Below are 21,674 nucleotides of genomic sequence, written 5' to 3'. Positions count from 1 at the left end.
GTGTGGACGTTGCGGCGGTCAACGGGCCGTTGTCGGTGGTGGTTTCGGGTGACGAGGCGGCTGTGGAGGTGGTGCGTGAGCGGTTCGCCGGTCGTCGGACGCGTCGTCTGCGGGTGAGTCATGCGTTCCATTCGGCGCATATGGACGGGATGTTGGCGGAGTTCGGCGTGGTGGCCGGGTCGCTGACCTTCGAGGCGCCGAAGGTTCCGGTGGTGTCGAACGTGACCGGGCGCATCGCTTCGGCGGAGGAGTTGAGGGACCCGCGGTACTGGGTGCGTCAGGTTCGTGAGGCGGTCCGTTTTGCCGATGTGGTGAGGGAGTTGGTGTCCGAGGGGGTCACGACCTTCGTCGAGCTGGGCCCGGACGGCACGCTGACCGGTCTGATCGACGGCCTCCTCGACACGTCCGCCGCCACGTCCGCTGCCCCGTCCGCCGCCGGGCCCGTCACGGTGGCTGCTCTGCGCCGCGACCGCCCCGAGGCGCAGACTGCCCTCACCGCCCTCGCCCGGATCCACGTCCAGGGCCACGAGGTCGACTGGGCCGCCCTGCTGGGCGCCGACCGCCCGGCTGGCGTTGTCCTCCCCACCTACCCCTTCCAGCGCCGCCGCTACTGGCTGGAGCCGGCCGCCCGGACCACGGACGCAGCAGGCCTCGGCCTGGCCGACGCCGCCCACCCGCTGCTCGGCGCCGCCGTGCGGCTCCCGGACGGTGACGGCGCGCTGCTCACCGGAAGCCTCTCGCTCGCCACCCACCCCTGGCTCGCCGACCACGCCGTTCAGGGCACCGTCATCCTCCCCGGGACCGCGCTGCTGGAGCTGGCGATCCGCGCGGGCGACGAGGTCGGCGCGAGCGCGCTGGACGAGCTGGTGGTCGAAGCGCCGCTGCTGCTCCCGGAGCGCGGCGCCGTCCACGTCCAGGTGACGGTCGGCGACCCGGACGAGGCGGGCGCGCGGCCGGTCACCATCCACTCGCGGCCTGCACTGCGAGCGGGGCGGGGTGAATATGTAGACCGATCGGTTGATTCGCTACCTGTAGACCGGTCTGCATATTCCTTGCCTTCATCTATAGACCGGTCGGGATATTCGCAGCCCTCCTCTGCCCTGCCACAGGTAGACCGGTCGACATATTTCGGGGAGTGGGTGCGGAACGCCTCCGGCACCTTGCTGAGCACCGCGTCCCCCGCCCCAGTCATCCCGGCCACCCCAGCCACCCCAGCCACCCCGGCCACCCAGGCCGCGCCGGCCGGCGGCGACCTGCGGGCCTGGCCGCCGCCCGGCGCGACCCCGCTCGCCATCGACGAGGTGTACGAGGAGCTGGCCGCCGCCGGGCTCGCGTACGGGCCGGCCTTCCAGGGCCTGCGGGCCGCCTGGCGGGACGGCGACACCTTCTACGCCGAGGTCGCCCTGCCCGAGGAGCGGCGCGCGGAGGCCGCCCGCTTCGGCCTGCACCCGGCGCTGCTGGACGCCGCCGTCCACGTCACCGCCCACCACGGGCTGACCGACACCCCGCCCGGGGTGAGCCGGCTGCCTTTCGCCTACACAGGCGTCCGGCTGCACGCCTCGGGCGCGAGTGCGTTGCGGGTCCGGCTCCGTTACACCGAGCCCGAGGCGATGTCGGTCGAGGTGGCGGACGAGACCGGCGCGCCGGTGGCCTCGGTGGAGGCACTCCGGGTCCGCCTGGTCGCGGCGGAACAGCTGGCTCCGTCCGGCGGCGAGGACGGTGACGCGCTGTTCGTCGTGGAGTGGCCGGCGCTCGCGACGCAGGGGGATTCGGAGGGCGGAGCCTGGGAGCCGCTACGGGTCGAGGGCGGCGGGGGCGGCGGGGGCGGCGGGGGCGGCGAGGGAGGCGGGGACGTGCTGGCGGGCGTTCTGGCGCAGGTGCAGGCGTGGTTGGCGGACGAGTCGCACGAGGGCTCGCGGCTGGTCGTCCTCACCCGGGGCGCGGTCGCCGTCGGGGACGGCGAGTCGCCGGATCTCGCGGTGGCGCCGGTCTGGGGCCTGCTGCGTTCGGCGCAGTCCGAGCACCCGGGGCGGATCGTCCTGATCGACACCGACGAGGACCAGGCCTCCTCCCGGGCCCTCACGGCCGCCATGGCCACCGGCGAGCCCCAACTCGCGTTGCGGGCAGGCGCGGTGCACGTGCCGAGGCTGGCCCGGGTGACCGTGCCCGAGGTCGAGTCGGCCCGCCCGTGGGATCCGGACGGCACCGTGCTGATCACCGGCGGCACCGGTGTGCTGGGCGCGCTGCTGGCCCGCCACCTGGTGGCTGAGCGCCATGTGCGGCACCTGCTGCTCCTCTCCCGCAGCGGCCCGGACGCCCCCGGCGCCTCCGACCTGCGCGCCGAACTCACCGCGCTGGGCGCCTCCGTGACCATCGCCGCCGCCGACGCCGGCGACCGCTCCGCCCTCGCCACCGCCATCCAAGCCGTGCCGAGGGAGCACCCCCTCACCGCGGTGATCCACACCGCCGGAGTCGTCGACGACGGCGTCCTCACCGCTCTCACTCCCGAGCGCCTCGCCACCGTCTGGCGCCCGAAGGCCGACGGCGCCCGCCACCTGCACGAACTCACCCGCGGCCACGACCTGGCCGCCTTCGTCCTCTACTCCTCGATCGCCGCCACCCTCGGCGGCCCCGGCCAGGCGAGCTACTCCGCCGCCAACACCTACCTCGACGCCCTCGCCGCCCACCGCCGCGCCATCGGCCTGCCCGCCCAGTCCCTCGCCTGGGGGCAGTGGGCGGAGGTGAGTGGCGTCACCGCCCACCTCACCGAAGCCGACCGCGGCCGGGCCGCCCGGGCAGGCCTGCGCACGATCTCCGCCGAACGGGGCGCCCGACTCTTCGACGCCGCCGCGAGGGTACCCGCCGCACAGCTGGTGGCCGCGCCGCTCGACCTCGCCGTCCTGCGGGCGCAGCGCGGTGAGGTCCCGGCCCTGCTACGCGGCCTGGTGCCGGCACGGCGCCGCACCGCGCGGACGGTGTCCGCCGCCACCGACGAGGGCTTGGCGTTGCGAACGCGGCTCGCCGCACTGGCCGCGGAGGAGCGGACGGCGGCGTTGGTGGAGCTGGTCCGCACAGAGGTGGCGGCGGTTCTCGGCACCGAGCCGGCCGCCGTCCCCGCCGCCCGCCCGTTCAACGACCTGGGGTTGGACTCGCTCGCCGCCGTCGAGCTGCGCAACCGGCTGACCGCCGTCACCGGTCTGCGACTGGCTCCCACCGTCACCTTCGACCAGCCGGACCCGACCCGACTGGCCCTCCACCTCAGCGAGTTGCTCGCAAAGGCCGCGGCATCCGCGGCGGGCACAGCATCCGCAGGAGGCGCAGCGGGCACAGGAGGCACAGCGGGCACGACGGCCCCGGCCGCAGCGGCCCAGGGCGGGGCGGCCCGGAACGAGGTGGCCGGGAACGAGGCGGCCGGGAGCGAGGCGGACGACCCGCAGCACCCGCTCTCCACCCTCTACCGCCGGCTCGCCGCCCAGGGCAGCTTCGCGGAGGCGTCCGCGCTGATCGGTGTCGCCTCCCACCTGCGCGCCCGGTTCACCGTTGCCGAGCGTTCCGCACACGCCCGCAAGCCGGTGCAACTGGCCTCGGGGGAGGGGTCGTTGGCCGTGGTGGCGTTCCCCGCGCTGAGCGCGATCTCCGGGCCGCACGAGTACGCCCGGCTCGGCCACTCCTTCCAGGGTGAACGGGACGTGTTCGTCCTGCCCTCGCCCGGCTGGGCGCCCGAGGACCACCTCCCCGACAGTCTGGACACCTTCCTCACCCTGCATACCGACGCGGTGCGCGAAGTCGTCGGCGAGGAGCGGCCGTTCGTGATCGTCGGCCGCTCGATGGGCGGCTGTGTCGCGCATGCCGTCGCCGAGCGCCTGGAGCAGCAGGGCCGGTCGGTCGCCGGGCTGGCGCTCGTCGACACCTACCCGATCGACAGCGCGAGCCGGGAGGGCATGGGCGACTGGTGGCTGACCGCGATGCTGGGCGGGATGCTCGACCGGATCCAGCAGTACGACATGGTCTGGAGCGACGCGAGCCTGACCTCGATGGGCGGCTACAACACCGTCTTCGCCGGCTGGCAGCCCGGCCCGGTCGCCGCGCCGATCCTGGCGCTGCGGGCGGACACCCCGCTGCGCGGCACCGTGGTCGATCCGACGGCCGGTCAGGACTGGCGCGCGTACTGGCCGGTCCCGCACGAGGAGCAGGACATCCCGGGAGACCACTTCACCGTGTTGGAGCAGCACACTCCGACGACGGCGGACGCCGTCCGTCGGTTCATCGAGCGGATCGAGACGAAGGAAGAGGCATGAGCGAACCGGTAGTTCTGGTCACCGGAGCCGCGTCGGGCATCGGCGAGGCGACGGTCCGGCTGTTCGCGGAGCGCGGCCACCGCGTGGTGGCCGTGGACGTCGACAAGGCGGGCCTGGAGGCCCTGGCCGGCCTGGGCGGTGTGGCGACGCTGGCCGGCGACGTGTCGGTCGAGGAGACCAACGAGCAGGCGGTGACGCTCGCCCTGGAGCGGTTCGGGCGGCTGGACACGGCGGTGCTGAACGCCGGTACCGGCGGCGGCGGTCCGCTGGAGTCGCCCGGCGCGGCCGAGCGCTTCGACCGGCTCTTCGCCGTCAACGTGCGCAGCGTCGTGCTCGGCATCCGCGCCGCCGTGCCCGCCCTGCGGGCCGCCGGGGGAGGGTCGGTCATCGCGACCTCCTCCGTCTCCGGCCTGCGCGGCGACCCGGGCACCTGGGCGTACAACGCGACCAAGGCGGCGGTGATCAACCTGGTCCGCGGGACGGCCATCGACTACGCGGCCGAGGGCATCCGGATCAACGCCATCGCCCCCGGCGGCACGGTCACCGGGCTGACCGCCGCGCAGGTGGCCGACCCGGAGTTCTCCCGGTTCATCACCCGCCGCATCCCCGCCCAGCGCTGGGCCGAGGCACGCGAACAGGCCGAGGTGGTCTGGTTCCTGGCCTCACCGGCCGCTTCCTACGTGACCGGGGTGACCGTCCCGGTCGACGGCGGCCTGAGCGCCAACGGCGGGATCCTGCTCCCGCCGGCGGCGCCCGGGGCGCACTGAACACCCACCCCTCCATCCGACAGCCCACCCAACTCACCGAGGAGAGAACGAAGATGAGCATCGAGGCAAACAAGGACCTGGTCGAGCGGTACTACCACGAGCTGGTCACCGGGCAGCGGCTCGACCTGCTGGAGGAGCTGGTCGCCGAGGATGCCGCCGACGAGACCCGGGTCGGCCCGGGCGGCAGCGGTACCCGGGACGACTTCCGCGAGCACCTGCGCTGGCTCTGGGAGAACGTCAAGGACGTGAAGGCCACGGTCGAGGACCTGGTCGCCGAGGGGGACCGGGTGATCGCCTTCTGGCGGATCGAGGGCATCCACGTCGGACCGGTCTTCGGCGTCCCGGCCACCGGGCGGTCCTTCGTCGGCCACAGCATCAGCTGGCTGACCATCCGGGACAACAAGGTGGTCCGCTACAACGTGCTGCCGGACCGCCTGGGCATCGTCCAGCAGCTGGCCCCGGCCGTCGTCTGACCCCAGGCCGTTCCGGCTCAGGGCCCGCTCAGGGCCCGGCCGGCGCGCTGCCGGCCGTGCCCCGTCCCGTACAGGAGACCACGCATGACCACCGAACAGCCCGCACCCGCCGACCTCCCGCCCGCTGACCACTCGCCCACCGAACAGCCCGCACCCGCCGACCTCCCGCCCGCTGACCACTCGCCCACCGAACAGCCCGCACCCGCCGACCTCCCGCCGGCCGCCCTCCTTCCCGCCGACGCCGAGCAGCTCCGCCAGCTGCTCGCGCGCTTCTCGCACGCCTTCGACAACGCCGACGACGAGGCGCTCGGCGAGGTGTTCGCAGCCGACGGCGTGATCGAACTCGCCCGCAGCGGCGCGGTGTTCGCGGGCCTGGAGAAGATCCGGGTGTTCGCCCGCGACCTCGGCCCGGAGCCGCCCAACCACCAGACCCTGGACAGCGTCCTTACTCCCCAGCCGGACGGCACCGTCCGCGGCCGCAGCCGCTACCTGGCGATCCTCCCGGACGGCCGCGTCCACAACGGCGACTACTTCGACACCTACGTCCGCACCGAGACCGGCTGGCGCATCGCCCACCGCCGCTCCGTCCCCCGCTACCCGCTGCCCGGGTGACCGGGTGACCGGGGCTGACGCCCTGCGCCGGAACTCCGCCCGGGTGCCGAGGAGCAGCGCTTCCCCCGGTGCTGTCCGAGCTTCCGAGTGGGCGGGACGGCGGGCCGATACGTCTACCCGGTGGTACTCGGCCGGAAGGGCGTCGCGGGCGGGAGCGTCGCAGGGGGAAGGGTGATCACCGGCCCCAGCGTGGCGCAGCCCCCGTAGTAGGCCACTTGACCGGGCGGGCAGCTGGTGGGCCGGGTCGGTAGGACGGGCTCCGGCCGCGGCGGGATCGTCCAGCCGGCGGCGGGATCCGCCGGTGCGGCCTTGGTGGTCGCGGGCGGAGCCGGCTTCGCCGTGATCGACTTGGGGGCGACTGGTGCCGGGGTTGTCGTCTTGGGGTGGGCGGGTGAGACCGGGCTCGGGGCGGCGGAGGTCCGGGTGAGCGGCGCCGGCTCTTCGGCCGCCGGCGTCGGTGCGGCGGACGCCGGGCCGGCCGCGGACGGTGCCGCGGGCTCGGACGGTATCGCGAGTTCGGGCGGTGCCGTCGGCTCGGAAGGTGCGGGGCTCGCCGGTTCGGGCGCGCTGGGAGAGGTGCTCGGTGAGGCGGTGGAGCCGGTCCCGGGGCCGACGGCCGCGCTCCCGTGCGAGCCCGCGAGGATCAGCGTGCCGATGCCGGCCAGGCTCAGGAGGCAGAGCCCGGCACCCGCGCGGACGGTGAGCCTGCGGCGGCGCGCCGCGAGTGCGTTCGGCTGCTGGCCGCCGCCGTCCGGAGTCGTGCCGGAGCGCTCGTCGGTGGAGTCCCAACCGTCCTGCGGCTCCCGCGACTCCGTCGGGTCCTTGGTGCCCTGTGCCGTGTCCTGTGCCGTGTCCTGTGCCGTGTCCTGACCGTCCTGACCGTCCTGACCGTCCTGCACCCGAGCCCGCCTTGTGTGATCTTCCGTTTGGGACAGGGCGGGATGCTAGCACCGGTCGGCCCCCGAAGATCGCCGGAGCCCGTCTGCTCCGGTGGCCCCAGTGCCGCTCGGTGCCCCCCGGACCCGTCGGCGGGCCCCTAACCGGTGGGCTAGGGGTTGGCTAGGGGTCCGCGGCCGACAGGCGGCCGATAGCTTCTCGGCATTCCCCGGCACGTTCCCCGCAACACGTTCCCCCGGCACGTCCCCCAGCTCAACCCCCCTCCCTCCCCAACACCCTCCCACCGCAACGGAGTCTTCAGCATGCCCAGAACCGGGCCCCGGCCCCTCCCGCTGCTCGCCGCCCTCTCCGCGGGGGCGCTGCTCCTCGCCGGTTGCGGCTCCGGCGGGTCGGGGTCCGCGCAGGACGGCGCGGCGGACCAGCCCGTCCAGGGCGGCTCGCTCACCTACGCCACCGACGTGGAGCCGATCTCCTTCGACATCCACGTCAGCCAGCAGGACGTCACCGGCGCCATCCAGCGCAACGTCTTCGACTCCCTCGTCCACCAGGACGCCAACGGCGAGTTCCAGCCCTGGCTGGCCGCCACCTGGGAGATCGCGCCCGACCTGAAGGGCTACACCTTCCACCTGCGCGACGGCGTCAAGTTCACCGACGGCACCCCGTTCGACGCGGAGGCGGTCAAGGCCAACTTCGACCGGATCGTCAACAAGGAGACCAAGTCCCAGTACGCGGCCAGCCTGCTCGGCCCCTACACCGGTACCGAGGTCGTCGACGCGCGGACCGTGAAGGTGTCGTTCGCCGAGCCCTTCGCCCCCTTCCTGCAGGCCGCCAGCACCCCGTACCTGGGCTTCTACTCGCCGAAGGCGATCAAGGAGAACGGCGCCAAGCTGGGGGCCGGCGGGCCGGCCGACGTCGGCACCGGGCCGTTCGTCTTCTCCGGCTACACCAAGGGCCAGAATGCGGTCTTCACCCGCAACCCGGACTACAACTGGGCCCCGGCCGACGCCGGCCACCAGGGCCCGGCCTACCTGGAGAAGCTCACCATCCGCTTCCTCACCGAGGACTCCGTCCGGGTCGGCGCCCTCAACAGCGGCCAGGTCCAGGTGGCCGACCCGATCCCGCCCACCTCGGTGAAGACCGTCCAGGCCGACGCCCAGCTGCGGACCGTCTCCACCGACGCGCCCGGCGCCAACTACTCGCTGGTCCTCAACACCAGCAAGGCGCCGCTCGACGACCCGGCGGTCCGCAAGGCCGTCCAGCGCGGCATCGACCTCGACACCGACATCAAGAGCGTCTACTTCGGCGTCTACAAGCGCGCGTGGAGCCCGGTCTCGCCGACCACCCCCTTCTACGACAAGTCGCTGGAGAACGCCTGGCCCTACGACCGGGCCGCCGCCGACAAGGCACTGGACGCGGCGGGCTGGACCGCCCGCGACGGCGAGGGCTACCGCACCAAGGACGGCAAGCGGCTCACCCTCGAATGGCCGTTGCCGCCCGCCGAGTTCGTCCGCGAGCAGCGCGAGACCCTCGGCCAGGCGATCCAGGCCGACCTCAAGAAGATCGGCATCGAGATCACCCGCCCCCGTCTGGACATCGGCACCTACATCGCCAACGTCTACGGCGGGAAGGAGCACATCGCCGACTACAGCTGGGCCCGGTTCGACCCGGATGTGCTGCGGCTCTACTTCAACAGCGCCAGCCAGCCCGCCAAGGGGGGCCAGAACGCCACCTTCTTCCAGGACGCCCAGCTCGACGAGTGGACCAACACCGGCAAGGGCACCTTCGACAAGACCGTCCGTCAGGACGTCTACGGCAAGACCCAGCGGCGCGCCGTCGACCTCGGCCTGATCGTGCCGCTGTACGTGCGCAACTCGGTGGTCGGCACCTCCGCCAAGGTCCACGGCCTCAAGGCCGACCCCAACACCTGGCTGGTCTTCCACGACGCCTGGCTCGGCAAGTGACATGACCTTCCGTACGCTGCTGCGCGGGGCGCTCAGACGACTGCTCGGCGCCCTCGCGGTGCTGCTCGGCGCCGCCACGGTCGCCTTCGCCGCCCTCCAGCTGATCCCCGGCGATCCGGTCACCGTGATGCTGGGCCCGGGGACGGCCGCCACCCCCGAGGTGCGGGCGGAGATCCGGGCCCACTACGGGCTCGACCAGCCGGTGGCCGTCCAGTACCTGCGCTACCTCGGCCACCTGCTCACCGGGGACCTCGGCGAGTCGTACCAGCTCCGACGCCCGGTCGCCGACCTGATCGGCGACCAGCTCGGGCCGACCTTCCGACTCGCCCTGGCCGCCCTGCTGCTGGCCGTCGTCCTCGCGGTGCTCGCCGCGGTGGCGACGGCCGGCCGCCGGCCCGGACTGCGGGCCGTCAGCTCGCTGGCCGAGCTGCTGGCCGTCTCCAGCCCCTCGTACTGGATCGGCATCCTGCTGCTCACCACCTTCTCCTTCCGACTGAGGGTCTTCCCGGTCGCCGGGGACCAGGGCTTCGCCGCCCTGGTGCTGCCCGCCGTCACCCTCGCCCTCCCGCTCACCGGCGTCCTCGCCCAGGTGCTGCGGGAGGGCCTGGAGACCGCGCTCGGCAAGCCGTTCACGCTCACCGCCCGCTCCCGCGGGCTCGGCCCGGCCGCGGTGGTGCTGCGCCACGCGCTGCGGCACGCGGCCGTCCCGGCGGTCACCCTGACCGGCTGGCTGACCGGCTCGCTGCTGGGCGGCGCCGTGCTGGTGGAGACGGTCTTCGGCCGGCCCGGGATCGGCGCGCTCAGCCTCCAGGGCACCACCAACAAGGACATGCCGCTGGTGATCGGACTGGTGCTGCTCTCGGCCGTGGTCTTCGTGCTGATCTCGGCCCTGGTCGACCTGCTCTACCTCGTCATCGACCCACGCCTGAGGACCGGGTGACTCCATGGCCCTGACCCCCGCCGCGCCCGCCCCCGCAGCCCAGCCCGTCACCGCGGCCCAGCTCTCCGCGCCGCCGGTCGTCCGCCGCCCCACCCCGGCCCGCGTCGTCTCCTGGTCGGCGTACGCGCTGCTGGCCCTGCTGGTGCTCGCCGCGCTCGCCCCCGGGCTGCTCGCTCACGCCTCGCCGGTGGAAACCCACCCGGTGGACGCGCTCACCGGGCCGAGCGGCGCCCACTGGTTCGGCACCGACCAGCTCGGCCGCGACCTGTACGCCCGGGTCGTCCACGGCGCCCGGCCCTCGCTGCTGCTCGGCGCCGGCGCCACCGTGCTCTCGGTGGCCGGCGGCACCGTGCTCGGCCTCGCCGCCGCGCTCGGCGGCCGGCTCGCCGACCAGGGCCTGATGCGGCTCGCCGACGTCCTGCTGGCACTGCCGCCGATCCTGCTCGCCCTGCTCGCCGTCACCGTCCTCGGCTCCGGCTCGCTCAACGTGATGATCGCCATCGCCGTCGCCTTCGCCCCCGGCTACGCCCGGATCGTCCGTGCCGAGACCCTGGTCGTCCGCCGCTCCGGCTACGTCGAGGCCGCCGTCGGCCTCGGGCTGCCGCGGCCCCTGCTGGTGCTGAGGCACGTGCTGCCCAACGCCGTCGGGCCGATGCTGGTGCTCGCCACCGTCGGCTTCGGCTCCTCGCTGATCGCCGCCTCCGGTCTCAGCTTCCTCGGTCTCGGCCCGCAGCCGCCCTCGCCCGAGTGGGGCGCGATGCTCTACCAGGGCCGAAGCTTCCTGCAGACCGCCTGGTGGGTCGGCGTCTTCCCGGGCGCCGCCATCACCCTGGCCGCCCTCGTCGTCAACGTCATCGGCCGCCGCGTGCAGAGCCGCTTCACCCGGAGGACCGACGCATGACGCTGCTCACCGTCGACGGCCTGAACGTCGGCTTCGGCCCGGTCCGCGCCGTCCGGGACGTCTCCTTCCGGCTCGACCGCGGCGAGTGCCTGGCCGTGGTCGGGGAGTCCGGCTCCGGCAAGAGCGTCACCGCCCGCACCCTGGTCGGCCTCGCCGGCACCGGCGCCACCGTCACCGCCCGCGGGCTGACGTACGACGGGCAGGACCTCACCGCCCTGACCGAAGCAGAATGGCGCGGCGTCCGCGGCCGCCGGATCGGCCTCGTCCTCCAGGACGCGCTGGTCTCGCTCGACCCGCTGCGCACGGTGGGCGCCGAGGTCGCCGAACCGCTGCGGATCCACCGCATGGCCGGCCGGGAGGCGACCGGGACCCGGGTGCTCTCCCTGCTGGAGCGCGTCGGCGTTCCCGAGCCCGGGCGCCGGGCCGGCCAGTACCCGCACCAGCTCTCCGGCGGCCTGCGCCAGCGTGCCCTGATCGCCTCCGCGCTCGCCGCGGAACCGGACCTGCTGATCGCCGACGAGCCCACCACCGCGCTCGATGTCAGCGTCCAGGCCCAGGTGCTCGACCTGCTCGACGGGCTCCGCCGCCAGGGCACCGCGCTGCTGCTGATCAGCCACGACCTGTCGGTGGTCGCCCGGCTCGCCGACCGGGTCGCGGTGATGTTCGGCGGCCGGATCGTCGAGACCGGGCCCACCGAGCGGCTGCTCGCCGCGCCCCGGCACCCGTACACCCGGGCGCTGCTGGACGCGGTGCCCGGCGCCCGGACGCGGGGGAGCCGGCTCTCGGCCGCCGCCCCACCCGCCGACCGGGCCGCCCCGGGGCCGGACGGCTGCCCGTACGCGGGCCGCTGCGCCGCCGCCGACCGGACCTGCCGGGACGTGCTGCCGCCGGTCGACGGGCACGGGGCACGCTGCTGGTACCCGGAGGCGGTGACCGCCTCCCGGCCCACGGCGGCCGTGACCGCCTCCCGGCCCACGGCGGCTGTGGTCGTCTCGGCGGCCGAGGCTCCGGCCGGCGGGCCGCTGATCGAGGTGGACGGGATCACCAAGGCCTTCGCCGGGCGCACCGTCGTCCACGAGGTCTCCTTCCGTATCGCCGCCGGCGAGACGCTCGGCCTGGTCGGCGAGTCCGGCTCCGGGAAGACCACCGCCGCCCGGATCGTCCTCGGCCTGGAGCGGCCCGACTCCGGCACCGTCCGGCTCGACGGCCGCCCGTGGAGCGACCTGCCCGAACGAGGCCGGCGCGCCCACCGGCTCCGGATCCAGGCCGTCCAGCAGGACCCGCTCGGCTCCTTCGACCCCCGCTTCACCGTCGAACGCGTCGTCGCCGAGGCCGTCGCCCGTGCCGGCGTCCCACGCGGGCACGAGCGCCGCGCCCGCGTCACCGCACTGCTCGACCAGGTCGGCCTGCCCGCGGCCCTGCTCCGGCGCCGCCCGACCGAACTCTCCGGCGGCCAGCGCCAGCGCGTCGCCATCGCCCGCGCCCTGGCTCCCGCCCCCGCCGTCCTGGTCTGCGACGAACCCGTCTCCGCACTCGACCTCTCCATCCAGGCCCAGATCCTCGACCTGCTCGCCGAGCTGCGCCGCGACCTCGGCCTCGCCCTGCTCTTCATCTCCCACGACCTCGGCGTCGTCCAGCACCTCGCCGACCGGGTCGCCGTCATGAAGGACGGCCACCTGGTCGAGACCGGCGACGTCGACCAGGTCTTCGACCGGCCCGCCGCCGGGTACACCCGCCAACTCCTCGCCGCCGCGGCCCCCGTGGAGGCCCGGCCGTGAACGGCACGTTGTTCGCCGTCAGCGACCTGCACATCGGCTACCCGCAGAACCGCCGCGTCGTCGAACAGCTCCGCCCCGAGACGGACGCCGACTGGCTGATCGTCGCCGGCGACGTCGCCGAACGCTTCGAGGACATCCAGTGGGCCCTGCGCACCCTGCGCGAGCGCTTCGCCCAGGTCGTCTGGGCCCCCGGCAACCACGAACTCTGGACCCCGCCCGACGACCCGGTCCAGCTCCGCGGCGAGCACCGCTACCGCGCCCTGGTGCAACTCTGCCGCGCTCTCGGCGTCCTGACCCCGGAGGACCCGTACCCCGTCTGGCACGGCGACGGAGGCCCGGTCACCGTCGCCCCGCTCCTCCTGCTGTACGACTACACCTTCCGCCCGCGCGGCACAGCCACCAAGGCCGAGGCCCTGGCCGCCGCCCACGCCGCCGGCGTGGTCTGCACCGACGAACTCCTGCTGCACCCCGACCCGTACCCCGACCGGGAGAGCTGGTGCCGCGCCCGCCTCGCCGCCACCGAAGCGCGCCTCGCCGAGCGTGATCCCGCGCTGCCCACCGTCCTGGTCAACCACTTCCCGCTGTGCCGCGACCCCACGTACCTCCTCCGCCACCCCGAGTTCGCCCTCTGGTGCGGCACCGAACGGACCGCCGACTGGCACCTGCGCCACAACGCCACCGTCGTCGTCCACGGCCACCTCCACATCCCCCGCACCACCCGCACCGACGGCGTCCGCTTCGAGGAGGTCTCCCTCGGCTACCCCCGGGAGTGGTCCCCGCGCGGCGGCCCCACCCCGCTGCGCCGGGTGTTTCCCTGACGGGGCGTCTCGCTCCCGGTCTCGGTGGCAGGTGCCGCTCACCAGGCTGTCGGTGCCCACAACTACGGTGACGGCCATGACCGATGCCAGTTTCCGGACCAGCGCGCCCGACCGCAGGGTCAACGGCTGGGGCGAGTACACCATCACCGTCCTGCGGCCCCCTTTCCCCGCCTCCACCGGCCCCAGCACCCTCGCCACGATCGCGGCGCTGCCTCCTCACGACCTGGCGAAGGCCCGCCGGTTCGCCGGAGCCTTCGGTACCGTCGACAGCATCCTCGAAGAGCTCCCCCTCACCGACTCCGTGGCCTCCTCCCCGCACACGCGGGCCGACCTGGACATCATCCGCGTCGGTTGCTGGGGCAACGTCATCGCCGTCTCCGATCCCGCTCTGGCCGACAACGGAAACACGTGGCCCCTGCTGACGGAGACGGACGCCCTGCACCGGCGCTACCCCGATGCCCGGATCGTCGGATCGGTCGGCGTCGACATGGGAGAGAACCACTCCGAGGACACCATCCACCTGCCCGAGGGGCTGGTGCTGCACTCCGAAGGCTGGGACAGCACGCGATGGGACCTGACCGGCGACCCCCACGCCGTCCTGCGTGCCCTCGGCGTCACGCCCGCCTCGCTGGCCGGGCATGACGCCGAACCGGACGAGGAGGATCCGGCCTTCACCAACTGGCAGGCGTTCGGACGCCTCGCGCTCGGGCCCTACGACCCGTGGGGGTTCGAATCCCTCCGGATGTCCGCCTTCCGCGTCCGCCACACCGAGGGTTACACGAGCCTGATGGAAGAGATCTGGCGCTTCGAGGACTGAAGCAGCCGGACGTGGGGCGGTGGGCTGGCGCGCGGGTCGGCCCGTCCCTGCCGGCGTCCCGTGCCGCCGTGGCGGGCACGACGTCGGCGGGTCAGCCGTTGTGCCGCGCCTGAAGGTCGTCGAGGGTCTCCTGGAAGCTGCGGATCAGCGCGGCGAGGCCGGTCTCGAAGGCCCGCTCGCGGAAGTCGGGCGGGGCGTTCCGCAGCGGTTCGAGCCCGGGCGGGAGCGCCTCGGTCGTCCAGGCCGCATCGTGCGGGCGGTCGAGGTGGAGCGCGGAGCCGATCAGGAGGTACTCGACGGACTGGACGACCGAGAGCACGTGCTCCTCGGGCCAGCCGGCTCCCCGCAGCATGGCGAACGCGCAGGCGTAGGCCTGCAGGGCTGCGAGGGACCGGGTCGGCCGGGAGGCGAGCAGCGGCACCATGTTCGGGTGGCGGGCGAGGGCGGCGCGGTAGGAGCGGGCCCAGGCGTCCAGGGCGGCGGTCCATGGCCGGAGGGTCGGGTCGAGCTCCATCTCGGCGACGATGAGGTCGCTGATTCCGGCGATGATCTCGTCGCGGCTGGAGACGTAGTTGTAGAGCGAGGGCCCCTTGACGCCCAGCCGGGCGGCGATGCGGGTGGTCGAGAGCGCGGCGGCGCCCTCCTCGTCGACCAGTGCGAGAGCGGCCTGCATGATTCCGTCCCGGGTCAGCAGTGGCCGTGACGGCCTGCCCATCTGTTGGTCCTCTCGTCCGCTGGTGGTTACCCCCGGGTATTGGCCCTCGCCGTGGACTAGTGTACGTTCTCGCCCAGGAAAACTACTGGTTCTAGTTTTAGGGGTGTCCGTGGATGGCGCCTGGCGTCTCCCCTGTGGCGCCAGGCCACGGTTTCGGAGGGTGACTCGCCCTCGTGGCCCGGGCCGACGGCGGAATTCGGCCGCATTCCACGCGACCGCCTCGATGTGCCGGTAGTCACCCGGGGTCGTCGCCCCGAGGTGGACCTTGCGACGCGCTGGGCGTGACGGCGGCCATCAGGCCCGACCCCCATTGCCACACCGATCGTCCGACTGACAATCCATCACATTGAAGGCCGAGTTCCAGACATGAGCATCAAGGCAAAGCTCGTCGCCACCGCGACCCTGACGGCCGCGATCACCGCCGGTCTCGCCACCACCCCCGCCGTCGCCGCGGCCCCCGCCGCTCCGGCGGTCGCCGCAGCCCCCGCGGCGAGCAGTGGCAGCACGGTGACCGAGCAGCAGTGGCTGGCCGACGTGGCCGCCGCGATCGCGCCCGCCCGCGCCTACGTCGAGCAGCGCACGGCCGAGCCGACGGACAGGACGCCCGCGATCGTCTTCGACATCGACAACACCACCCTCGCGACGCACTTCCACCCGTTCACGATGCCGGGCATCTCGCCGGTCGTGGAGTTCGCGCGGTACGCCCACTCGCGCGGGGTCGCGATCATCTTCGTCACCGCGCGAGTGGACTTCATCGAACCGGTCACCCGGTACAGCCTGGAGAAGGCCGGCTACACCGTGGACGAGCTGCACGGGCGCGACCTGTGCGATCTCTTCAAGCCGGTCCAGCAGTACAAGACGGATGAGCGGATCGAGGTCGAGAACGAGGGCTACACGATCATCGCCAGCGTCGGCAACAACTGGACGGACCTGGGCGGCGGCCACGCCGAGCGGACCTTCAAGCTGCCGGACTACAACGGCCTGCTCTCCTGACCGACCCAACCGGGGCTTGTCTGACAATTCCCGCCGCGCGCTGATGCGACGCGAATTGTCGGACAAGCCCTGGGGCGGCTCACGTCGTCCGGGGCCCGGCCGGTGCGCCGGCCCCGGGTGGTGCCCGATCCGAGCCCTCGCCGGGGCGGCCGCCGCGTTCCGGGGCCAGGATGGTGGCCCTTCCTCTTGCTGACGAAAAGTCAGCAAGTTCCACCCATTGCCTTGACGGTGCACGGACACGGCTCTACAACGTAGTCAGCTCCCCGATCCCCACCGCCCGGGAGCAGTGAAAGTTCGCCTTCTCGATCCCCCCTCACCGAGGAAGAGGCTTTCCCATGCGCCTTCACCGTCACCTGGCCGTCGTCGCCGCCACCACCGTCGCCGCCGCACTCGCAATCGGCGCGGTCCCCGCGTCCGCGGCGCCGGAGCCCGCCGCCACCCCGGTGCTGACCGCCGGCAGCGCGGGCGGCACCGCCGTCGCAGTGGGCGACGCGCTCGCCGCGCCGCTCGCCACGAGCACCCGCGCCACCTTCTACTCGACCGCGACCAGCACCACCGGCGTCACCTGCGCCGTCTCCCAGCTCTCGGCCACGGTGCTGAGCAACCCGGCGGCGCCCGGCACGGCGACCGAGTCCCTGACCGGGCTGACCTTCGGCTCGTGCACCAGCAACGTCACCGGGGTCACCTCGGTCCGCAGCCTGACGGTCGGCAACCTCCCCCACGGCATCGCCGTGGACGACGGCCCCGGCCTCCCGGTCACCCTCACCAGCGGAGCCGCCGGGCCGATCCAGGCCACCGCCGTGCTCAACACCTGGTTCGGCACCATCACCTGCACCTACCAGCTCAGCGGCGCCTTCACCGGCAACGCCGACAACGCCGCCCACAGCCTGGGCTTCCGCAACGAGCACTTCGCCAAGAGCGGCGGCTCGTCCCTCTGCCCCGCCGACGGCTACTTCTCCGCCACCTACGGCCCCGTCACCGACACCACCCGGCCCGGCAGCCCCGCGGTCTACGTCAACTGACCGCGCCGGCCCGACCGGTGACCCACGGGCACCGGTCGGGCTCGTCCCGGTGCGCGCCACCGCCGACGCCGGTGCGGGGCGATTGGGAAGGTCAGGCGCCGGTCGGAGCCGTCGGACACCGCCACGGCACTGCGCGACCTGCTGCTGCGCGCCTCGGCAGAGTCGCCCTCCACCGATCGCTGAGGCCCACTGCCGGCAACCGGGAGGGGCCGCAGCGTTGGCTGCGGCCCCTCGGATGGGTGGGGGCGTCCGGTCAGGAGACGTTGAGCGCGGTGTCGTCGACGACGAAGCCGGTCTGGAGGGAGCTGTCCTCGGTGCCGGTGAACTTGACGGTCACCGTCTGGCCGGCGAAGGAGGAGAGGTCGTAGCTGCGGAGGGTGTAGCCGGCGCCGGCGTTGACGTTGCTGAAGGTGGCCAGGGTGGTGGAGTTGGCCTGGACGGTCAGCTTGTCGTAGACGATGGAGCCGGACTCGGACGTGTCGATGTGCAGGTAGAAGCTGAGCGTGGCCCGGCAGCCCTGCGGGAGGGTGACCGACTGGGAGAGCGTGTCGGTGTGGGTGGAGCCGTAGCCGTCGAGCCAGGCCTTCCAGCTGCCGGAGTGGGCGGCCTCGCTGCCGGAGTTGTCGACCACGCCGGCGGTGGCGTTCCACGGTGCGGCGCTGCCCGTCTCGAAGCCCGCGTTGCCGAGCAGCTGGGCGGCGGGGCAGCCGCCGCCGGTGCCGGTGACCGTCCAGGTGAAGGCGGTCGAGCCGCTCGCGCCGGTGGTGTCGGTGGCCGTGACGCTCACGGTGTACGTGCCGGTGGCGGTGGCGGTGCCGGTGATCAGGCCGGTGGCGGAGTTGACGGAGAGGCCGGTGGGCAGGCCGCTCGCGCTGTAGCCGAGGGTCTGGCCGGGGGCGGAGTCGGTCGCGTGGATCTGCAGGCTGACCGAACCGCCTTGCGCGGTGGACTGGTTGCCCGGGTTGGTGACGGTGACGGTGTTGCCGGAGGTGCTGCCCGAGGTGAAGGCGGCGGTGCCGTTGGGGGTGCCGAGGCCGGTCGGGCCGTCGTAGCCGCTGCCCGCGGTGCAGAGGTAGGACGGGGAGCAGCTGCCGTTGGCGCCGCTGGTCACGTCGTACAGCGCGGAGGTGTGCGCGTACGGGTAGGAGGCCGGGGTGGTGCCGGCGGCGGGGGTGCCGGCCAGGGCGTACACGGCGGCGATGATCGGGGCGGAGGCGCTGGTGCCGCCGTAGACGTTCCAGCCGCTGCCGCCGTAGGTCTGGTAGACGGCGACGCCGGTGGCGGGGTCGGCGACGGCGGAGACGTCGGCGACGGTGCGCTTGGCGCAGCCGCTGTCGGTCTGCCAGGTGGGCTTGGCGTCGTAGCCGGAGCAGCCGGAGCCGGCGCCGTTGCCGCCGGAGGCGGTGCCCCAGACCTTCTCGCTCCAGCCGCGGGTGGTGGAGGCACGGCTGAGGCTGGTGCCGCCGACGGCGGTGACGTACTTGGAGGCGGCCGGGTACTCGACGCCGTAGCCGGAGTCGCCGGAGGAGACGGTGATGGCGACGCCCGGGTGGTTGAAGTAGCTCGCGTCGGAGCTCGGGTCGGTGGAGTCCTCGCCGCCGCCGTAGCTGTTGGAGACGTACTTGGCGCCCATGCTGACCGCGGTGTTCACGGCGGTGCCGAGGTTCTCCATGGTCGGGGTGTCGGCTTCGAGCAGCAGGATGTGGCAGTTGGGGCAGACGGCGCTGACCATGTCGACGTCGAGTGAGATCTCGCCGGCCCAGCCGCTGTCGGCGGTCGGGTAGGAGGTCCCGCCGCGCTGGTCGACCTTCTTGAAGCAGCCGTTGGCGGTGGTGCACGCCGGGAGGCCGTACTGGGAGCGGTAGGCGGCGAGGTCGGACTCGGCCTTGGGGTCGTCGTAGGCGTCGACGATGGCGACGGTCGCGCCCGAGCCGGCCGAGGCGGGCAGGTTGTAGGCGGAGGCGAGGTCGCCCGGACCGTAGCCGGAGGGGGTGGCGTTCGGCGCCAGGGTGCGCTGCTGGGCGATGTCCGTCCTGGCCAGGGCCAGGCAGGCCATCTCACCGGGGTGGCTCGCGCAGAGCCGCTTGGTGGTGATGGGGGAGTGCGGCGCGGTGTCGGCCGCGGTGGCGCCGGGTGCGGCGGCGAGGAGCCCGGCGGCCGCCATGGCCAGGGCGGGCAGGACGGCGAGGAGCCGGCGTGCTCTGGGCAGGCGCGGCCTGCCGGGGGAGTTGAAGCGCAAGGATCGACCCTCCGTGGGGTGAGGGCGCGGCCGGTGCCGGCATGGGGGTGCTCGCCGGTACGGGCTCGTGCCCGTGCTGACGGATCTCGGCATGTGCGGCCGGCCGCGGCGGGTGGCCGGGCCGGCTGGTGCTTGCGCTGTACGGGAGTCGGGGTGCTCCAAGGCTCGTGGCAGGCTCATGACAGCTGGTTGAGCACACCAAAGGCCGTACCGCATACGGTCGTTGCCGGGCGGTGTGGCCAAGACGCTACTGACGGGTCACCGGCGGCGACAAGGCCGGGCGCGCAGCCTTTACCGGGCCTTGTGCATGAATTGCCAAGTGCGATAGGTGACTTGGCCGGACGGCGGGCGGTAGGCGGCGATGGGGCGTGTCGCCGCGGGCCGTGGAGTCCGCAGGCTGCCCGGCCGTCACGGCCGCTCAGCGGTGCCGGTGGGGGAGGGCCGGCGGGCCCGGACCGGCGATGGGGGCGAGGGGTGAAGCGGACGTGACGTGCCGGCGGCATGTGCTCCGGTCAGGCCGCCCCGATGGTACGGACCTCGGCGCACCCGGCGGCCTCCGGCGGTGCGGCGGGCGGCCCTCCGGCGGTGCGCCGGACGGGGCCGGGGGTGCCGGTCCTACGGGCGGGGCTCGCGGACGCCGACAGGCGTGGGCCGGCGGGCGTGCCGTGAGGCGCCGGTCAGGGAGTCCGGGCGGCGAAGAGCCGGTACCCGAGCAGCGTCAGTGGATGGTCCTCGCCGGGCAGGGTGAGGGCGGATCCGAAGCCCGCGGTGGCCAGCACGTCGAGCCACCCCTGCCGGGAGGGTGGTGCGGCGTGGGCGGCGGGCGAGGGGGCGAGGAAGTCGCGGGTGATGAGGCGGTCGAGGTGGTCCCGGGTCGGCTCGACGGCGAGCAGCCAGCCGCCGGGGGCGAGCAGGCCGGCCAGTCGGCGGGCACGGTCCCCGGCGTCGCGGGTGCCGCCCAGCACGCCGGTGGAGACCACCACGTCGAACGGGCCGGGTTCGGCAGCGCCCGGCGCGTCGTCCGGGTCGAGGACTCCGAAGCGTAGCCACGGGTGGCGTCGGAGCCGGGTCCGGGCCGTGCCGAGGAGGGCGCCGGACGGCTCGGTGCAGAGGTAGTCGACCGTGTGGACGGCCCCGCACGCGGCCGCCAGCGCGTCCGCGATCGCCTCCGTGGCCGCCCCGGTGCCCGCCCCGAGTTCCAGGAGCCGCAGTGGGCGAGGGCCGCGGTGGGCCGTGGCGATGTGGCGCACCGCCGCGCCGAGGGCGCTGCCGAGGTAGCGGCCGGTGGCGGTGGACCGGGTGAGGGCGTCGATGCCGTCAACGCTCCCGTCGGCGTTCCCGTCGGCGTTCCCGTCGGGGATGAGCAGCCTCCCGGCGGGTTGCTCGCCGGAGAGGAGCCCGGGCAGCTGTGCGGCGCTGTGCCGCAGGCGGTCGAGGACGGCCGCGGCGCCGAGGTGGCCGGTCCAGGCCTCGGCGGCCTGCTCCCAGGCTGCGCGGGCGGTGACGGCGTCGACCGGCCGCGCACCGTGGAAGTGCTCTCCCCGGCGGGTGATCAGGTGCTCCCGTTCCAGCGTCCGTAGCCAGCGTCCGGCGAGCGGACGGTGCTCGGCTGCCACCCGGGCGGCGTCCAGGATCTCGGCGGCCGGGTGGCCACGGGCCGGGTCGTCCAGGACGCCGTCGTGCTGCAGGGCCGACAGCATCGACAGGAGCACGGCTTCGTCGAGGCGTTCGACGAACAGCCGCGCCTGCTCGGTGGTGACGCCGATGGCCTGCTTCCACGCGGAGTCCGCCGCGGCGCCCACGACTTCGCGCAGCCGGTGGTCGGCGAGCTCGGCCTCGCTGTGCGGCGGGCGGACGTGGGCCACGACGGCACCGAGGGCGTCCATGGCGGCGTACACGTCGTCCTGGGCGGGTTCGGGGCCGACATGGAGCACCTGGCGGAGCGCGGTGAGGTCGCTCCCGCGCAGCGCGGGGACCCGGCTGAGCCGCCACAGCAGCTCGGACGGCAGGCTCAGGTGGGTGGTGCCGGACTGTTCGAGCTGGGCGGGGAGCTGGTCCGCCGGCTGGTCGGGGTCGCCGCAGATGACCGTCCCGCCGGCGAACAGGGTGGCGAGGGCGAGTTCGATCCCGAGCTCGGTCGCCGGGTAGAGCACGGTGTGCCGGATCGGCGGCGGGCCGAGTATGCCGGCCCAGTGCCGCAGCCGGCGTTCGGCCGGCGCGCTCTCCGCGGCGGGGAGCGCCGCGTGCGCCGCGACGCGTTCGGCCACGGCCTCCGGCAGTCCGCCCTGCGGTGCGACGCCGAGCAGGAGCCCGATGCCGCTGATCGCGCGGCCGCCGGCGACGACGGCGGGCCGGTCGCCGAGTGTGCGCAGGGCGCTGACGAGCGCGGGGATGGCAGGCACGGTGATCACTCCGGGGTCGGCGCGGGCGCGGGGACCACTGA

Annotated in this window: 16 protein-coding genes; 12 read left to right on the top strand and 4 right to left on the bottom strand. The window is 74.1% G+C overall.

From position 1 onward, the window contains the following. The 4 genes from ACZ6NC_RS33800 to ACZ6NC_RS33785 form a co-directional block, all read left to right on the top strand. Positions 1-4,298: KR domain-containing protein (locus ACZ6NC_RS33800; RefSeq protein WP_465737680.1), on the top strand; the 4,298-nt coding region annotated here is incomplete at its 5' end. Continuing rightward, the gene (locus ACZ6NC_RS33795; RefSeq protein WP_465737679.1) at positions 4,295-5,065 is read left to right on the top strand and encodes an SDR family NAD(P)-dependent oxidoreductase; all 771 of its coding nucleotides are present in this window, start codon (positions 4,295-4,297) and stop codon (positions 5,063-5,065) included. The genes ACZ6NC_RS33800 and ACZ6NC_RS33795, both read left to right, overlap by 4 nt. 53 nt (positions 5,066-5,118) lie before the next feature. Beyond that, the gene (locus ACZ6NC_RS33790) at positions 5,119-5,538 is read left to right on the top strand and encodes an ester cyclase (protein WP_465737678.1); all 420 of its coding nucleotides are present in this window, start codon (positions 5,119-5,121) and stop codon (positions 5,536-5,538) included. 84 nt (positions 5,539-5,622) lie between these two features. Further along, positions 5,623-6,150 (top strand): nuclear transport factor 2 family protein, encoded by a 528-nt coding sequence (locus ACZ6NC_RS33785; protein WP_465737677.1) that lies wholly within the window; start codon positions 5,623-5,625, stop codon positions 6,148-6,150. 113 nt (positions 6,151-6,263) lie between these two features. Here the strand turns inward: ACZ6NC_RS33785 and ACZ6NC_RS33780 are convergent, their stop codons facing one another. Beyond that, on the bottom strand, positions 6,264-7,049 hold the full coding sequence (locus ACZ6NC_RS33780) for a hypothetical protein (RefSeq protein ID WP_465737676.1): 786 nt from the start codon (positions 7,047-7,049) through the stop codon (positions 6,264-6,266). 300 nt (positions 7,050-7,349) lie between these two features. On the opposite strand from ACZ6NC_RS33780, the gene ACZ6NC_RS33775 reads away from it, so the two are divergent. The 6 genes from ACZ6NC_RS33775 to ACZ6NC_RS33750 all read left to right on the top strand — a co-directional run bounded on the left by ACZ6NC_RS33775 (position 7,350) and on the right by ACZ6NC_RS33750 (position 14,262). Further along, complete coding sequence (locus ACZ6NC_RS33775) at positions 7,350-9,008, top strand: ABC transporter substrate-binding protein (protein WP_465737675.1); 1,659 nt, start codon at positions 7,350-7,352, stop codon at positions 9,006-9,008. Between the two features lies 1 nt (position 9,009). Further along, positions 9,010-9,948 carry an ABC transporter permease gene (locus ACZ6NC_RS33770; RefSeq protein WP_465737674.1) on the top strand — a complete coding sequence of 313 codons (939 nt, stop codon included), beginning with the start codon at positions 9,010-9,012 and terminating at the stop codon, positions 9,946-9,948. A 4-nt stretch (positions 9,949-9,952) separates the two neighbouring features. Beyond that, a complete protein-coding gene (locus ACZ6NC_RS33765) occupies positions 9,953-10,849 on the top strand; it encodes an ABC transporter permease (RefSeq protein ID WP_465737673.1) in 897 nt (298 codons plus the stop codon). Continuing rightward, entirely contained in the window at positions 10,846-12,627 is a 1,782-nt protein-coding gene (locus ACZ6NC_RS33760) for a dipeptide ABC transporter ATP-binding protein (protein ID WP_465737672.1), read from the top strand. Before ACZ6NC_RS33765 ends, ACZ6NC_RS33760 begins: the two co-directional genes overlap by 4 nt. Then, complete coding sequence (locus tag ACZ6NC_RS33755) at positions 12,624-13,445, top strand: metallophosphoesterase family protein (RefSeq protein WP_465737671.1); 822 nt, start codon at positions 12,624-12,626, stop codon at positions 13,443-13,445. The genes ACZ6NC_RS33760 and ACZ6NC_RS33755 overlap by 4 nt, the downstream gene beginning before the upstream one ends. Before the next feature lie 76 nt (positions 13,446-13,521). Then, positions 13,522-14,262 carry a DUF6333 family protein gene (locus ACZ6NC_RS33750; RefSeq protein ID WP_465737670.1) on the top strand — a complete coding sequence of 247 codons (741 nt, stop codon included), beginning with the start codon at positions 13,522-13,524 and terminating at the stop codon, positions 14,260-14,262. 91 nt (positions 14,263-14,353) lie between these two features. On the opposite strand, the gene ACZ6NC_RS33745 is transcribed toward ACZ6NC_RS33750, so the two are convergent. Further along, positions 14,354-14,977 carry a TetR/AcrR family transcriptional regulator gene (locus ACZ6NC_RS33745; RefSeq protein ID WP_465737669.1) on the bottom strand — a complete coding sequence of 208 codons (624 nt, stop codon included), beginning with the start codon at positions 14,975-14,977 and terminating at the stop codon, positions 14,354-14,356. Between the two features lie 366 nt (positions 14,978-15,343). Between ACZ6NC_RS33745 and ACZ6NC_RS33740 the strand changes: the two genes are divergently transcribed. After that, positions 15,344-15,970, top strand: coding sequence for an HAD family acid phosphatase (locus ACZ6NC_RS33740; RefSeq protein ID WP_465737668.1), 627 nt, complete (start codon positions 15,344-15,346; stop codon positions 15,968-15,970). A 335-nt stretch (positions 15,971-16,305) separates the two neighbouring features. After that, a complete protein-coding gene (locus ACZ6NC_RS33735) occupies positions 16,306-16,992 on the top strand; it encodes a Tat pathway signal sequence domain protein (protein ID WP_465737667.1) in 687 nt (228 codons plus the stop codon). 253 nt (positions 16,993-17,245) lie between these two features. On the opposite strand, the gene ACZ6NC_RS33730 is transcribed toward ACZ6NC_RS33735, so the two are convergent. Both ACZ6NC_RS33730 and ACZ6NC_RS33725 read right to left on the bottom strand, forming a co-directional pair. Then, positions 17,246-19,156: a S53 family peptidase gene (locus ACZ6NC_RS33730; RefSeq protein ID WP_465737684.1), complete on the bottom strand. Its 1,911-nt coding sequence runs from the start codon at positions 19,154-19,156 to the stop codon at positions 17,246-17,248. A gap of 752 nt (positions 19,157-19,908) precedes the next feature. After that, positions 19,909-21,633, bottom strand: coding sequence for a class I SAM-dependent methyltransferase (locus tag ACZ6NC_RS33725; protein ID WP_465737666.1), 1,725 nt, complete (start codon positions 21,631-21,633; stop codon positions 19,909-19,911). Between the last annotated feature and the right edge of the window lie 41 nt (positions 21,634-21,674).

It is taken from the genome of Kitasatospora sp. NPDC041988 (genome assembly GCF_055588525.1).
The sequence above is the reverse complement of the archived record's forward strand: the minus strand, read 5'-3'. Positions and strand labels throughout refer to the sequence as shown.